17 protein-coding genes and 1 other annotated feature are annotated in these 16,011 nt (G+C 26.4%); of the genes, 2 read left to right on the top strand and 15 right to left on the bottom strand.

The genetic code is table 11. The features are described 5' to 3' along the window. Positions 1-139 precede the first annotated feature (139 nt). The 15 genes from BN899_RS00540 to uppS form a co-directional block, all read right to left on the bottom strand. The gene (locus BN899_RS00540; protein WP_042271385.1) at positions 140-529 is read right to left on the bottom strand and encodes a YkvA family protein; all 390 of its coding nucleotides are present in this window, start codon (positions 527-529) and stop codon (positions 140-142) included. A gap of 111 nt (positions 530-640) precedes the next feature. Continuing rightward, positions 641-1,645 (bottom strand): aspartate--ammonia ligase, encoded by a 1,005-nt coding sequence (gene asnA, locus BN899_RS00535; protein ID WP_042271382.1) that lies wholly within the window; start codon positions 1,643-1,645, stop codon positions 641-643. Positions 1,646-1,729: 84 nt separating this feature from the next. Next, positions 1,730-1,991 (bottom strand) — a binding site (T-box leader). A 278-nt stretch (positions 1,992-2,269) separates the two neighbouring features. Beyond that, positions 2,270-2,914 (bottom strand): pentapeptide repeat-containing protein, encoded by a 645-nt coding sequence (locus BN899_RS00530; protein WP_042271379.1) that lies wholly within the window; start codon positions 2,912-2,914, stop codon positions 2,270-2,272. 142 nt (positions 2,915-3,056) lie between these two features. Beyond that, positions 3,057-4,769 carry a phosphoenolpyruvate--protein phosphotransferase gene (gene ptsP / locus BN899_RS00525; RefSeq protein ID WP_042271376.1) on the bottom strand — a complete coding sequence of 571 codons (1,713 nt, stop codon included), beginning with the start codon at positions 4,767-4,769 and terminating at the stop codon, positions 3,057-3,059. An 83-nt stretch (positions 4,770-4,852) separates the two neighbouring features. Then, positions 4,853-5,113, bottom strand: a complete 261-nt coding sequence (locus tag BN899_RS00520; RefSeq protein WP_042271373.1) for an HPr family phosphocarrier protein — start codon at positions 5,111-5,113, stop codon at positions 4,853-4,855. A 213-nt stretch (positions 5,114-5,326) separates the two neighbouring features. Continuing rightward, positions 5,327-6,547, bottom strand: a complete 1,221-nt coding sequence (locus BN899_RS00515; RefSeq protein WP_042271370.1) for a patatin-like phospholipase family protein — start codon at positions 6,545-6,547, stop codon at positions 5,327-5,329. 122 nt (positions 6,548-6,669) lie between these two features. After that, positions 6,670-7,014: a hypothetical protein gene (locus BN899_RS00510; protein WP_042271367.1), complete on the bottom strand. Its 345-nt coding sequence runs from the start codon at positions 7,012-7,014 to the stop codon at positions 6,670-6,672. 62 nt (positions 7,015-7,076) lie between these two features. Continuing rightward, complete coding sequence (locus tag BN899_RS19450; protein WP_242824031.1) at positions 7,077-7,466, bottom strand: TaqI-like C-terminal specificity domain-containing protein; 390 nt, start codon at positions 7,464-7,466, stop codon at positions 7,077-7,079. Next, entirely contained in the window at positions 7,466-7,663 is a 198-nt protein-coding gene (locus BN899_RS19445; RefSeq protein ID WP_242824030.1) for a hypothetical protein, read from the bottom strand. Before BN899_RS19445 ends, BN899_RS19450 begins: the two co-directional genes overlap by 1 nt. A gap of 49 nt (positions 7,664-7,712) precedes the next feature. Next, a complete protein-coding gene (locus BN899_RS19440) occupies positions 7,713-8,816 on the bottom strand; it encodes an HsdM family class I SAM-dependent methyltransferase (protein ID WP_242824029.1) in 1,104 nt (367 codons plus the stop codon). A 26-nt stretch (positions 8,817-8,842) separates the two neighbouring features. After that, a complete protein-coding gene (locus BN899_RS19435; protein WP_242824028.1) occupies positions 8,843-9,157 on the bottom strand; it encodes a patatin-like phospholipase domain-containing protein in 315 nt (104 codons plus the stop codon). A gap of 17 nt (positions 9,158-9,174) precedes the next feature. Further along, on the bottom strand, positions 9,175-9,744 hold the full coding sequence (locus BN899_RS19430) for a patatin-like phospholipase family protein (protein WP_242824027.1): 570 nt from the start codon (positions 9,742-9,744) through the stop codon (positions 9,175-9,177). A 91-nt stretch (positions 9,745-9,835) separates the two neighbouring features. Continuing rightward, entirely contained in the window at positions 9,836-12,058 is a 2,223-nt protein-coding gene (locus BN899_RS00495) for a bifunctional diguanylate cyclase/phosphodiesterase (RefSeq protein WP_052356471.1), read from the bottom strand. A gap of 192 nt (positions 12,059-12,250) precedes the next feature. Further along, positions 12,251-13,102: an N-acetylmuramoyl-L-alanine amidase gene (locus BN899_RS00490; RefSeq protein WP_052356469.1), complete on the bottom strand. Its 852-nt coding sequence runs from the start codon at positions 13,100-13,102 to the stop codon at positions 12,251-12,253. Positions 13,103-13,210: 108 nt separating this feature from the next. Beyond that, positions 13,211-13,855, bottom strand: coding sequence for a polyprenyl diphosphate synthase (gene uppS / locus BN899_RS00485; RefSeq protein ID WP_042271363.1), 645 nt, complete (start codon positions 13,853-13,855; stop codon positions 13,211-13,213). Positions 13,856-14,051: 196 nt separating this feature from the next. On the opposite strand from uppS, the gene BN899_RS00480 reads away from it, so the two are divergent. Both BN899_RS00480 and BN899_RS00475 read left to right on the top strand, forming a co-directional pair. Further along, positions 14,052-14,522 carry a DUF4358 domain-containing protein gene (locus BN899_RS00480; RefSeq protein ID WP_042271360.1) on the top strand — a complete coding sequence of 157 codons (471 nt, stop codon included), beginning with the start codon at positions 14,052-14,054 and terminating at the stop codon, positions 14,520-14,522. Between the two features lie 262 nt (positions 14,523-14,784). Then, positions 14,785-16,011: an MBOAT family O-acyltransferase gene (locus BN899_RS00475; RefSeq protein WP_330362397.1), complete on the top strand. Its 1,227-nt coding sequence runs from the start codon at positions 14,785-14,787 to the stop codon at positions 16,009-16,011.

Genomic DNA, 16,011 nt, shown 5'->3' with positions numbered 1-16,011 from the left:
TTTTTAATGTGTTTTTATAATTTTTTTTAGATATTTCAGTTAAAAAAACCGCTTTTTACGTTGAATTTTCAGACTTATCTAATTTTTCACAAACATTTCAATATGAAATATTAATGCAAAAAGTAGGGAAAATTATCCACTACTCTTTGTCATCTTTTATATGAAAATTTACACCTTCAATTATATTCGGGTCAATATTTTCTTTTATGCTTTTTTTATATTTTGCTAATTCTTCATTAACAATACCTAAACTCCAAACCACTACTAATATATCATCTATAAATCCAAATACACCAGTTATCATTTCTGGTATAAAGTCTATCCCAGATACCATATATAAAATTGCAGTCCCTAGAGAAAATATTACTTTAAATTTACTAATTATATTAACAGTTCTATCTGTAATAAAATCCGGTATGCTAAATATATTTATAATAAAAAGTAATCCAAATTTAGCATTTTTAAATCTTACTAATATTCTTTTTAATCCATCTAAAAGAAAATCTATAACTTTCATTACTTTTTTCATATTTATCACCTCTATAAATACTATAAGCTAATATTGATTACACATGTCTTACTTAAAATATATTATAGCTTATATATATGTTTTGATAAATATGATAAATATTACAAATTCTTAAAGTAGATGTATTCCAGCTTCACTACATTCTTCTATCATATCCTTTGGCCATATTCCTACCTGAACTTCACCTATATGTGCTTTGTTTAAGAAATACATACATATTCTAGATTGACCTATTCCTCCACCTATAGTGTATGGTAATTCTCCATTTAATAAAGCTTTATGATAGTCTAATTTACGTCTTTCGTCACAACCTGATACTCTTAATTGTCTATCTAAACTTTCTTCATCTACTCTTATTCCCATTGATGATAATTCTATTGCATTATCTAATACTGGGTTATAGAAAAGTATATCTCCGTTTAAATCCCAATCATCATAATCTGGACTTCTTCCATCATGCTTATCTCCTGTTGAAAGAACTCTTCCTATTTGCATTAAGAATACTGCACCTTTATCTTTTACTATCTTATTTTCTCTTTCCTTTGGAGTTAATTCTGGATACATATCTAATAATTCTTGTGAAGTAATAAAAGTTATTTCTTCTGGTAAAACTCTCTTTATTTCTGGATATATATCACTAACATGTGATTCTGTTTCTTTAAATACTTTATAAATTTTATTTACTACTTCTTTTAAAGTCTTTGTATTACGATCATTTTTATCTATTATAACTTCCCAATCCCACTGGTCTACATATATAGAATGTATGTTATCTAATTCTTCGTCTTTTCTTATTGCGTTCATATCTGTGTATAGACCTTTTCCAGTTTCAAATCCATACTTTTTAAGAGCCATTCTCTTCCATTTAGCTAGCGATTGAACAATCTCTGCTTTTTTTCCCATATCAGGAACTTCAAAGCTTACAGCTTTTTCTATTCCATTTAAGTCATCGTTTGTACCTGATTCTGGTAGTACAAATAAAGGCGATGATACTCTTGTAAGTTTTAATTCTTCACCTAATCTATTTTCGAAAAAATCCTTTAATTCTTTTATTGCTTGTTGAGTTTGTATTATTCCTAAACTACTTTTGTATTCTTTTGGTATCATTAAACACATTTTTAATTTCACTCCTTATATTATATTTTTTATAAAGCATGACGTCATACAATTAAAAAAAGCTTTCCATCCCTATATTAAAAATATAGGGACGAAAAGCTACTGTTTCCGCGGTACCACCCTGATTAACTCGAATTAATTCGATTTCTCCTCATAATGTAGCGAGATTTTAATCTCATTACATTCCAACTTGATAACGGTTTGGTTCCGTCTAAGCCTACTATCTAAAAAGATTTCGGTTAGCAACTCCAGGATGTTCTTCGATATAGACTTCGTATTGGACTCTCACTATCACCAATTCGCTTTGACTACATTCTATATTTACTCTTCCCTTCAAAGTCTTTACTTTCTAAGCACTTATTTATGTTATAGTAATGATAATCTATCATTTTTTATATGTCAATAATTTTATTGTTTAACTTTTCTAAATATTAAACAATACTTTACTACATTTTTTATATTTACTTATTTAAATTAGGAATCTTACTAAATTCACTTTAAATAATTTATTAAAACAATAATATAATGTAATTATTTAAATAATTTATATTTTCTAAAATTTTACCAAAGTTTATAATATAATTATTTTTATATATAAGATTTATATCAAATAATGCATGTAAATTATTTTATTATAATTTTCATAAGTCTTGTTAAATCTAATGCCTGTTCCATATTAAAAATAGCACCAGAAACTTCATTAATTCCAACTTCAACTTCTTCTATATTACAAGTTCTAAAATCTATCCCATTTAATTTAGACTTATGAAAGTTTGAGTTTTTAAGTTCATTATTTTCAAGTAATATACCTTCATTTATAATTTCTTGAAATACCGAACTATCTAAATTACATTCCTTCATTTCAACTCCTTTAAATTTCGAGAAAGAAAAGTTAATATACTTTCCTAATACATTATCAAAAGATACATTCTTCATTACACAATCTTCAAATTTAGATCCTATTAGCTTACAATTTTTAAATTCAACTCTATAAATACTTGAATCATTAAAAGATATATTTGATAAATCACAGTTTTCAAATACTACATCTAGTAAGTCTATTTTACTAAAATCACATTCATAAAAATCTACATTTTTAAATAAACATGAGTCTAAACTTATTCTTATTCCTTCTATATCACTTATAGAAGTATCTTGTATAACTTTATTTCTTATAGTTTCATATTTCTCTATTTCAGAGTACACATCTTCAATTAATTCTAGTTCTTCTAACAACTTTGGTTTTTCTACTTTAATTTTCTTTTTCATATTATCATCCTTATCTAGTTTTTATATATACATTATATCTTAAAATTTATCTCACTAGATAAATATAAATATATAATAAAAAACTTTATTATACTACCTAATATACAAAAAGACCGCTAATTTAGCGGTCTTTATATATTAATTACATATTAAAAGTTTTATCTACGTAATCTTTTATTTCTTTTGCTGTCCCCATAGCTAATATTTCATCAGCAAATTTTTTCATATCTTCATGTTTTACAGAAGTTATTAATTTTCTTGCTGGAAGTATAGATATTGGACTCATTGAGAATTCATCAAGACCAAATCCAAGTAATATTGGTATCATTCTTTGATCTCCTGCAGATTCTCCACACATTCCTACCCATTTTCCTTCTTTATGAGCGTTATCTATTGTCATTTTTATAAGTCTAAGTACTGCTGGATTAAATTGGTTATATAAATGACTTATTTTTTGGTTCATTCTATCTACTGCACAAGTATATTGGATTAAATCATTTGTTCCTATTGAGAAGAAATCAACATGCTTAGCTAATATATCAGTTATAATAGCAGATGATGGTATTTCTATCATCATACCTACTTCTACATCTTTAGCATAAGCTATACCTTCATTATCAAGTTCAGCTAAAACTTCTTTTATAACTTCTTTAGCTGCTAATAATTCTTCTAGTGATGAAATCATAGGGAACATTATTCTAAGTTTTCCATGAACACTTGCTCTATATAAAGCTCTTAATTGAGTTTTAAATATATCAGTTCTATCTAAGCAAAGTCTTATAGCTCTGTATCCTAAGAATGGGTTCATTTCAGGTTCCATTTCAAAGTATGGTAATTCCTTATCTCCACCTATATCTAATGTTCTTATTACTATAGGCTTTCCATTCATCCCCTCAAGTACAGCTTTATAAGCTTCATATTGTTCTTCTTCTGTTGGGAAAGCATCCTCTTTATCCATGTATAAGAATTCTGTTCTATAAAGACCAACACCTTCAGCATCATTCTTTATTAATCCTTCTACATCGTTAGGACTTCCTATATTCCCTGCTAATTCTACATGTCTTCCGTCTAAAGTTACAGATGGTTTTCCTTTTAATAACTCTAAAGATTTTCTGTAATCTTCAAAGTCTGATTTTAATTTAGCATATTTAGCTTTAGTTTCTTCATCTGGATTTACTATAACTTCACCAGTATCTCCGTTAAATACTATAAAGTCTCCATCTTTAACTGTTTTAGTTATATCATTAAGTCCGACTACAGCTGCTATTTCTAAAGTTCTAGCCATTATAGCTGTATGAGAAGTTCTTCCCCCTATATCAGTTAAGAAACCTAAAACCATTTTTTTATTCATTGTAGCAGTATCCGATGGTGTTAAATCATGTGCTATTAACACGACTTCTTCATCTAATCCTGCTAAGTCAACAACTTTAACTCCTAATATATGTCTAAGCACTCGATTTGTAACATCTTTTATATCTGCTGCTCTTTCTCTCATGTATTCATTGTCCATAGCTTCAAACATACCTACGAACATTTCTTTTATTTCATTTAAAGCAAAATCAGCATTTACCTTTTCGTCTCTTATTTTAGATATAGCAGAGTCTACTAATTCTGGATCAGCTAAAACTAATAAGTGAGCTTCAAATATTTCAGCTTCATGCTCTCCTAATTCATTGAAAGCTTTTTCCTTAACCTTAGTTAATTCCTCTGTTGAAATTTCTACAGCTTTTTGTAGCTTAGCTACTTCAGCTTCAACATCTTCTATATTTCTTTTTTCTATAACTAACTCACTATGTTCAACTACTAACGCCTTTCCTAGAGCTATTCCAGGAGATGCTCCTGTTCCTTTGTACATATATACACCCTCCAAAAGTTTACTTATTTACGCTTATATATTATATACCAAATAAAACCCCGGAATAAACCGAGGTTTAATTATTATTCTCCAAATCCACCTTCAACTAATTCAACTAATGCATTAACTGCTGCTTCTTGGTCGTCACCATTTGCAACTACTGTTAATTCATCTCCTTGAGCTAATCCTAAACTCATTATACCCATTATTGATTTAGCATTTACAGTTTTTCCTTTAGCTACAACTTCTACTGTAGATTTAAATTCAGCAGCTTTCTTAACAAACATTCCTGCTGGTCTAGCATGTAATCCACTTGCATTTTTTATACTAACTATTTTTTCCATTTTAAAAAACCTCCAATAAATTTATTCTTAAAGTATTGTTTACTTTATTAACATTTAGTAAATAAAAATTCGCTTTGCTCATATCGCTCAAGCAGTTCGCCAACACGTTGCTCAAACGACTACGTCCATTGCTCAATATTAAGTATTAGTATTAATACTTGTCTTTTTTTGTCCTATGGTTCAAATTTTGTCCCACCATCCTAATGTATAACCTTAACCTTGATTTTTAAAATCTTTTATAAAACAATTTGTCATAATTTTGCTCATTTTGTTTTTTTGTAAAGATAGTATAGGCTTTGTCTCTAAATCTAATATTAAATTTTTATTAGGATTCATATTTTTGTTAACAACATCTACTACTTTATTAAAATCATAAAGTTTTAATCTATTTATACTACTTTCCTCAAGTTTTTTTTCATATATACTGTAAAACAAATGTTTATATGAAAAGTCTTTTGGTAAGTTAAGTAACTCTCCAACTTTAGGTATTATACTTTCCATCAAAGTTCTAAGTGATGGTTCTTTTTTTATACCTAATAAATTTAGTAAACTTTCTATTGTTTCTTTATCTAGATTTACAAATTTATTAAAACAATAATCTTCATCAAATTTGTAGTCAGCATTAAAATAATATCTAACTCCCTGGTATCTATCATAGGATTTCATAGCATCTAAATAACCTAAATTTATATTTTTAGATACACTTTCTTTATCTTTATTTAAAGACCCTCCTAGATACTCTGAAGGTATTATTGTTTTAATATTTATATCAGCATGTTCTTGATATTTATTTAAATTCATTTTTCCAATAAAGTCATTTAAAAGTCTAATAACAACAATATCTTTATATCCTTTAGTTTCTATAAGACTTATTGGCATATTGTCAGAAAACATTCCATCTAAATAAAGTTTATCATCAAGTTTGTCTAATTTAAAAATAGGTAAACTTGAACTTGCTATTAAATAGTCTATTAATTTTCCATCTGGTATATCTTCTAAATACCTTGGATATGGATTAATTTTTTTGTCCCAATAAACAGTCATTAATCCAAAATCTTTATTTGCTTTTCTAATAGCGTCTTCATCTAACGTTTTCTCAAGCAACGCTTTTAGTGGACTAATATCAATTCCTTCATTTTTTCTAGCTTTATTTATTAATTCTATGACTGTATTAAAGTTTTTAGCAGTAAAGTCGATATTTTTATATTTTTCATAACTTTCTTCATCTATATTCATAAAATGAGTATAATCATAAGTCATCCAAATCTCTTCCATAACTTCAATATCATTTTGTATTATGTATGCTCCATTTAAGGCTCCTATTGAAGTTCCTGCTACTCCTTGAAATTCAAGTCCTAGATCTCTTAAAGCTTTATATGCTCCTATTTGATATGCACCTTTAGTGCCTCCACCTTCTAATACTAAACCTTTCATAGTCATCACCTATTTTGATGCGAAAGATATATACTTTCTATTAATTCTGACTATATTTTATCATAAAAGTATAAAAAAAGTACATATCTTTCAAATTTTTATAATCAAAATAATTTATTTTTTTATTTTATATCATTTACACTACCTATTATTTTAACAGATTTTGTAAATAGTTTCTTTTCTATAGTCCCAAGTGATAAGCTTCCCATTATATAATTTCTTGGATCTACTAAATACATTTTTTTATATCCACCCTTTAAAAAAGACATACAAACAGTTCTTATATCTTCATTATTTTCACATTCAAATATTGATGGAGTAACTACTAATCTATATTGTGAAGTTTTAACTCCTTTAGTCATTTGTCTATAATTTTGCATAAAATCACTAGCATCTCTACTAGTTATATATCCACTAACATCTACATATACTATTTTTTCACCTTCTGATACTCTAGCACTAATCATAAATTTGACCTCCTATTAAATGTCTTCTTATTAATCATATGACATTTTAGGCTTATTAGTGATTATAGCAACAGAGATTTTTCAACTAGTTTATTTATTTCATTTTGCAATTTAACTACCTTATTACTATCATTTTCATTTTTATCTTTTTTATTTAATAAATTTATTATTTCTTTTGATAAAGATTCTATTTTACTATAATTACAGTCTTTAAATATTTTCATTTTCATTACTTTATTTGGATAATAATCATATATTTTTTTGCTCATTTTTTTAGCTGTGATTTTAAAATACTTATCATATATATCACTATTTAAAATACCAACTAAATATTCATAAGAAAATTCATTTAGGTATTCATCTTTTATAAAAAATGAATAAACATCGGCACTACAATATCTATTTTTATAGTCTATTGCAAATCTATTTTCTACCGATTTATAAGGGTACATTATCTTTTTCTTTCAAATAAATTTTTATCTCTACCCCATTGTAGTTCATACCATTTTCGAATATTTTTTATACATTCTCTTCTATTTAATAATTTTTCTTTATATTTACCTATATATCTTTTTAATTCAAATATATATTTACCTTCATCGTCTATATCATCAGAGTATATTAGTTTAAAATTACTATCTTCAACCATATATTTACATATATTTTATTTTTTACCCAAGGCTTTAAAAGATTAGTATTTATTTTTTTAAATCTTTATTATCATTTTTTATTACAAATGCTTTATCGCATCCTGTTATTATACCCTGAAAACTTGTGCATATATCATCTAATATATAGCTACATTTTAAATTTATACTATCATAAAATTTTTTGTCATCTTCATTTACTATTATCCATTCATTACTTAGACTAGATTGTTGTAATTTAAAATTTTCAAAGCAATTACTTTCAAGATAATACTCTAAATCTTTATCTTTAGATACATTTAATTCTTCATCTTTTAGCTTAAATATATTTATATAATTATTTTCTTTGTTTTCTTTTTTAAAAGTAAATATGCAACTTGAAACTCCAATATTTTTAAATATATTCGCACCTGAAAAATCTACTATTTCATCTATTAACACATTTTCATTTATATAATTTCTTAAATCTATACCTGATGGACTTTCTAAAAAATATCTTGGTGTTATAACACTTCCTATCCCATCTTTTTTTAATAAGTCTATTATCTTTTGATAAAAACAAAAATATAAATCTGACTTACCTTTGTATACTTTAAAATATTCTTTTAGTAGCATCTTTTTATATTTATTATCAAGTACTTTTTGCCCTACATAAGGAGGATTTCCAACAATATAATCAAACTTATCCTCAAAATCTTTAGTTAATGAATCTACACACTCTATATTTATTTTATCTACTTTTAAATCTTTATCTTTATGTTTAAGACTTCCTATTAATATATCTATAGCATCACTATCTATATCACAACCATATATACAATTACTTATTATATGATTGTGGATGTTATCTATTTTCCAATATTCATCATTGTATTTTCTTTTTAATTCATATATATTTTCTTCAAATAAATCATAAAGTACATCATATACTTCTAATAAAAAATTCCCACATCCACAAGATATATCTAGTATCTTTGGATATGGATTTTTTACTACATCATGATTTTTTATAGTTTTTTTTATAATATAATCGACTACCTTTTTTGGTGTATAATAAATCCCCTTCGCTTTTTTAGTGAATATATCTAAACTATCTTCATAGTTTTTTGATATATAAAAATTATCACTACTTATCTCCCCTAGTTCTCCGCCCATATTTTCCCTCCAAATATGTTAAGTTATTAATTCCATTTTTCTTTTAGCCATTTCATAGTTTCCTCTAAATCACAGCTTTCTCCAACTTCAAGTAAATACTCTATGGATTCACAGTCATCCATAGCTATTTCTTTATTTATTTTTGGATTTATCCTATGATAATTATCTTCTAGTAATTTCTTTGAAAATATTTGGCTAGTTTGAGAATTTCCCTCTAAAGTTACTGCTATTATAGGAAGGTCTGGATTTTTGCTCATTATCCAATCTATTGCCCCCCATGAAGTTGTATCTTCTTTTATACTATTATAATTATATCCTGTTCCAATTGATAAAAGTCTCATATCAGATCCCTTTTTATCTAATCTTTTCCCATAGCATATAATATGCATGATAAACTTGGATCTGTAGCTATTATTCCTCCATCTATATGATATTTATATGTTGGAAAAAATACTGGTGCTGCGCTACTGCTCATAGCTACATCTATTACCCTTGCGTCTTCTGTTGGTGAATTTGGTATATTATTATAAAAAATCGGCTTCCATGAGCTGCTTTCGTTTCCTATATAAAAACTTGGTATAACTACTAACTTCCCTAAATCTTTCAGTTTTAAGTCTTTAGGAAATATTTCTAATAAAACTTCTTTTAAATGATCATTATTATATTTAGGTCTTATCATTTCTGAATGAGACTTATCAAATATATATTTTGAATTTTCTACTGAATAAAACTCTTTTATAGTACTTGGGCTTACTCCATAGGCTAATGCTAGTGCTATTAAACTTCCCGTTGATGTTCCTCCTATCATATTAGTAGTTCTAACTATTTCTGAAAAATCCTTTTGAATTCTCTCTAAAATACATATACTTAAAGTTCCTCTTAATCCTCCACCATCAAACGCTAATATATTGAAAGTAGAATCTCCCATACTTATTCCCTCCACAGTTTTATATACTTTAGTATATGTATTTTATACTTTATGTGAGAATACATAAAAAAAAGATGGATTCCCATCTTTTTTAATTTATATTTCTTAATAATAATTTTTTATATTTTTCTACCTCAACTGGTTTTGAAAATACATACCCTTGTACAACTTCACATCCTGTACCTTTTAATATTTCAACTTGGCTCATATTTTCAACACCTTCACATACAGTGTTTAAGCTTAAATTCTTTGATAAATCTACTATAGACTTTAGCATTAACTCAGTTTTTTCATTATTTTCAATATCTAATAAAAGAGATTTATCTAATTTTAATACATCTATTTGTATGTCTTTTAAGTTACTTAAATTTGAATTTCCAGTTCCAAAATCATCCATAGCTACTTTCATCCCCAAAGCTTTTATTCCAGATAACTTTTCATTTATAAACTCAATATCATTTAATGCTGTTGATTCAGTTATTTCTATTTCAATTAACTTTGGATCAAGTTTATATTTATTAATTCCAAATTCAAGCATATCAACTAAGTCCTGTTGGTATAACTCTACTCTAGATAAGTTTATTGCTATTGGCACAACTTCTATACCTTCATCAATCCAGCATCTAAGCTTTTTACACACTTCATCAAATACCCATTGACCTATATTATTTATAAATCTAGTTTTTTCAGCAATTGGTATAAATTCCATAGGACTTACCATACCCATAGTTGGATGTATCCATCTTATTAGTGCTTCTGCACCTACTATTTTACCTGTATTTATATTAAATTTAGGCTGATAATGTATAGAGAATTCTTTGTTTTTTATCGCTAGAAATAAATCTCTTTCCATTTGAAGAATCTTCTTTTTTTCCCTACTCATGTTTTCATCAAATACTATATATTCTTTATATCTAGTTTCCTTTGACTTTAATCTAGCCATATCTGCATTATCTATAAACTTCTTTATATTTATTGCTTCGTCTTCTATTTTGTAAATTCCTATAGATAAATCTATATTTATTTCTAAATTAAAATTCTTTGTACTTTCTATATTTCCTATATTTTTCTTTATAAACTTTGCTATTTCATCTATTTCAAACTCTTCTTTAGTTTCTAAAAGTACTCCAAATGTATCTCCACCAAGCCTTCCATAAACGATATCTCCTTTGAAATAATAATTTAGATTATTAGAAATTATTTTTAAAATTTCATCTCCAACCTTGTATCCATGTATATCATTTACAAGCTTAAACTTATCTATGTCAAAACATACAAGAACCCACTGTTTTCTTCTTTGTCTTAAAAGATATTCCTCTACTTCTGATACAAATTTATTATAGTTCATAAGACCAGTTAAACTATCTCTAAATGCTATCTTCATAATTTTTTTCTCATTTAGCTTTTGTATCCTTATTATGTAGCTACAAATACTTAAAGATAATAATATTACCATTATTAGTAAGCTTATCATAATTTTTGCACTGTCTTTTATTTGTAAAAGTATATTTTTAGCAGGAATAGATGTTACAATGTACCAATCAGTATTTTTTATTTTTGAGAATCCAAAATAGCTCTTTTTCCCGTGTATTTCTCCTTTTACATCCCAATATCCATCTCCATCATAATTACTCTTAGCATTATCTATTGATCTTTCATCAAGAAAATCATATAAATTTGCTCCTTGGTTATATCTATGTCTAGAGAATAATATATCTCCTGATTTATCTATAATATATGAACATCCTTTGCCCTCATATATTCCACTTGTTAATTTTTCGGTTATAGATGCCATATCATTTATGCCTACTACAATACCGATTAGTTCATTATTATTTTCTATAGGTACTGAGTATAAAATAACATCATTTTCATAAGATGTGAATTTTGAAGAGTATAGTATAGTAGGTTTACTTGATTTAGCAGTTTTTTCTAAAATCTTTTCATTTTTTAGAAAAACATCTCCACCTAAGTTATTTTTTCCTTTTCCATCTAGTCCTAAAACTAAGACTTTATTAAATTTTCCAGATTGAACTTTATTATTTAATATATCTGTGCTTATTTGGATCTGCTTTTTATCATTAAGTTCAGCTTTGCTACCTATAAAGGTTAGCTCATTAATGTAATTATCTATTTTACTTTCTATATTATGAGATATTTGCAATGTAACTTCTTTTATGTTTTCTTTATTTTGATTTATACTATTCTTTAGCATTTCTTTAGTGTACGAAACTGCACCAATAGTTACTATAATAAAAAATAATGCTATAAGAAATATACCTATATTGTCTTTAATATTTTTATGTATTTTCATAATATTTCCCCTATATCCTGAATGAATTTATAAAAATCTCCTTAAATAACCATAATACATATTGTTTACATTTCTTCACTAATAACTAAATTTTAGCACTCACTCTAGAATCAATGTACAAAATCACTTTAAAATATGCATATCTATCCTAGTATACGGTATACTTATATATTTCTTTAGCCATAAAAAGGCTTAAAAAAAACTGACTTTATATAAAGTCAGTTTTTTTGTGTGCTTTGATTGTTCATCTAAAAATGATAATACTCCTTGAGATATTCCATCTGCTAATTGATTTTGATATTTTTCACTTAATAATTTTTTAGATTCTTTAGGATTAGTTAAAAACCCACATTCAACTAAAACAGCTGGCATACGAGCATCTTTTATAACTTTATATATATCTTCTCGAGTACCTCTATCTTTTATAGCAATATAAGAGGCAATTGTTTCTTGTATTCTATTTGCCAGCTTATCAGAGCCGTCATTTGCTCCAGTTCTATAATATGTTTCGACTCCATTAGCACTACTTCCGCCACCTTCAGCATTTAGATGTATTGATACTAAAGCATCTACATTTTGAACATTTGCCATTTTAACTCTATCATCTAAGCTTATAAATTTATCTTCTGTTCTAGATATTATAACCTGTACATCACTTTGCTTTGATAGCTTAGCTGCAACTTTTTTCCCAATTTCTAGTGCTACATCTTTTTCATATATTTTACGAGTGCCATCTTGAGTTCCTTTATCATGACCTCCATGACCTGGATCTACTAAAATAGTGTATTTCTTTTCTAGGCTCTCTTTTTTCTCATCTGATAATTCAAATTGCTTTTCTTCTACCTTTATGTTCTCTTGCGTTGCCGTTGGTTTATCGTCTTTATTTTTTATAGCTTGGCTTACTTCTGGTTTAAGTTTTGTTATTCCAAATATAAAAAGTCCTAAAAAACAAATTAATAACATTATTTTTTTCCTATTTAATTTTCTTTTTTTAGGCTTCACTTTTTTTCTTCTGTTATTATTACTATTCTTTCTGCCTGACATATTTTCACCTTTCTAGGATTTATTTACTTTTAGAATATATTTGTATTTTAACATCCTAGAAGCCATTTTTCAACATGTTAGGCCCATACTTTTCTATTTATTACAAAATTAACCTCCTAATGTTATATCTTGCGTATTAAACCAATTAAAAGCTTGTGAAATATGGCCTTTATCAAAGTCTGGCCAATATTCATCTACTACATAGAAATCTGCATAAATAGATTGAACTGGTAAAAATCCACTTAGTCTTCTTCTTCCACCCCATCTTATTATTAAATCTAATCTAGATATATCAAATGATTGTATATTTTCTTGTATATTATTTTTATTTACATTTTGTGCATCAGCTAAAGTATTTAAATCCCAATGCCATCCATAATTTACTAATAAATTTGCTTTAATCTGACCTTCTTTTGGCTCTATTCGTTTTGTATAAGGTAATAGCTCTTTTGGAAACATTGGAGACTTAGTATTTCCCATTACTAAAAGCGCTGCTCCTTCATCTACTAACATATTTGCTGCATCTATACAAGCTTTAGTAAAAGCCTCTGTCTGATAAGATGGTCTTTTAGTATTATCTGTGGTAAATCCATAAAATGTAACTTCGTCAACCCCCATATCCCTACATGCTCTATATGCATCTAGTCCTGGGTCTAAACCACTATCATATCCTTTTTCCTTAGTCATGCCCTGATTTTGTGCCCATCTTCGGTTTCCATCAGGTATTATACCTACATGTTTTGGTATTCTCATATATATACACCTCTTTCACTAGGAATTATTTACATTTTTTAGGAATAATACTCTTGTTTTATCAAATAATATGCATAGTTCCTATTTTCACATTGATTTTTATATTATTTAATAGTAGACTATTATGTAAATTATTGTTAATGATATTTATTTTTAAAATTACATATCATCTTAATTTTCACTAGGAGGTAGAATTATGAAAAAATTGTTAGTTTTATTTTCAGTTTTATTATCAATCGGATTAGTTGGATGTTCTTCTAAATCTAGCGTTAAAGATGTTCCTGTTGAAGACATAAAAAAGGCTATCAACAATGAAACGCTTTTACCGATCCAGCCAACTGCAGATACTGATGCTAAAGATTTTAATGTATTTGAATCTGTAAAAGATAATATCAAAGAAGGTTTTGCACTACAAGCTATGATAAATGTAAAATTACAAGATGTAATTGTAGTTAAAACAGATGATGTTGAAAAAGTTAAATCGGCAATTGAAGATTATAAAGCAAATGCATTAAAACTATTTGCTGACGGATATGGTGGAGATGAAAATGCTGAAGCAGTTTCTAATTCTATATTAGAAAGTAAAGGTGACTATGTTTACTTTATAGCTACTTCTGCTTCTAATGCAAAAGATATTGAAGCAAAAATACTTGAAGTAATAGAATAATTATATATGGAAAATTAAATTATTAGTTTTTCATTATCAACAAATTTTAAAAGGCCTTTTATTAAAAAGGCCTTTTATCATATAGTAAATAAAATTGAAAGTTGGTGATATATTGGTTTTTAGTAGTATAACATTTTTATTTTATTTTCTACCCCTAGTTATATTTTGTTATTTTTTATCTCCTTCTAAGTTTAAAAATCTTACTCTTTTAATATTTAGTTTGATTTTTTACTCTTATGGAGAACCTATTTACATATTTATTATGTTATTTTCATGTATTGTAGATTATATAAATGCTTTAATAATAGATAAAAATAGAAAAACATTTAAAGCTAAACTTGCTTTGATTTCATCTATTGTCATAAATTTAAGCTTACTTGGATTTTTCAAGTATAGCGATTTTATTATATCAATTTTAAACAACACTTTAGATACAAATATACCTTTACTTCAAATAACTCTTCCTATTGGAATAAGTTTTTATACATTCCAAACTATGTCTTATACAATAGATGTTTATAGAAATGATGCTCCTGTTCAAAAAAGTATTATTTCTCTAGGTACTTTTGTTACATTATTTCCTCAGCTTGTTGCAGGTCCAATAGTTAGATACTCTGATATATGTAAAGATTTAAATAATAGGACTCATAATATAGATAAAATTTATGAAGGTATATATAGATTTATAGTAGGTCTATCTAAAAAAATAATACTTGCTAATAACCTAGGAATTATTTGGACCAGTATAAAAGATACACCATTTAATACTCTTTCAAATTTAACTGCTTGGCTTGGAATTATATGTTTTACTCTTCAAATATACTTTGATTTTTCTGGATACTCTGATATGGCAATCGGTCTTTGTAAAATTTTCGGATTTAATTTTTTAGAAAACTTTAACTTCCCTTATATTTCAAAATCAATTACTGAATTTTGGAGAAGATGGCATATTTCATTAGGGATATGGTTTAGAGACTATGTTTATGTACCTCTTGGTGGTAATAGATGTGGTAAAGCTAGGTGGTTTTTTAATATTTTTGTTGTATGGTTTTTAACTGGTCTTTGGCATGGAGCTAGTTTTAATTTTATTTTATGGGGACTTTATTTCGGATTTATTTTAGTTTTAGAAAAGTTGTTTTTACTTAAAGTTCTTGATAATATTCCTAAATTTCTAAGACATTTATATGTTTTGTTTTTAGTAATAGTTGGCTTTGTTATATTTGAAATTACAAACTTTAAAGATATATTTAATTATTTAAATGCTATGTTTAGTATAAATAATACTTTTGTTGATAAATCTTTTTATTATTACTTAATTCCTAATATAATACTTTTAGTAATTTCTATAGTAGCTTCAACACCTATTATAAAAAATATATTAGATAAAAATATGTATATTAGATCTGTAGTTTTAATATTTAGCTTTATTATTTCCTGTGCATTTTTAGTGGATTCTTCATTTAATCCATTTTTATATTTTAGATTTTAG

This window comes from Faecalimicrobium dakarense (genome assembly GCF_000499525.1).
GTDB classification, from domain to species: domain Bacteria; phylum Bacillota; class Clostridia; order Peptostreptococcales; family Peptostreptococcaceae; genus Faecalimicrobium; species Faecalimicrobium dakarense.
Note: the sequence above shows the minus strand (reverse complement) of the source record. Positions and strands in the feature narration are given on the sequence as shown.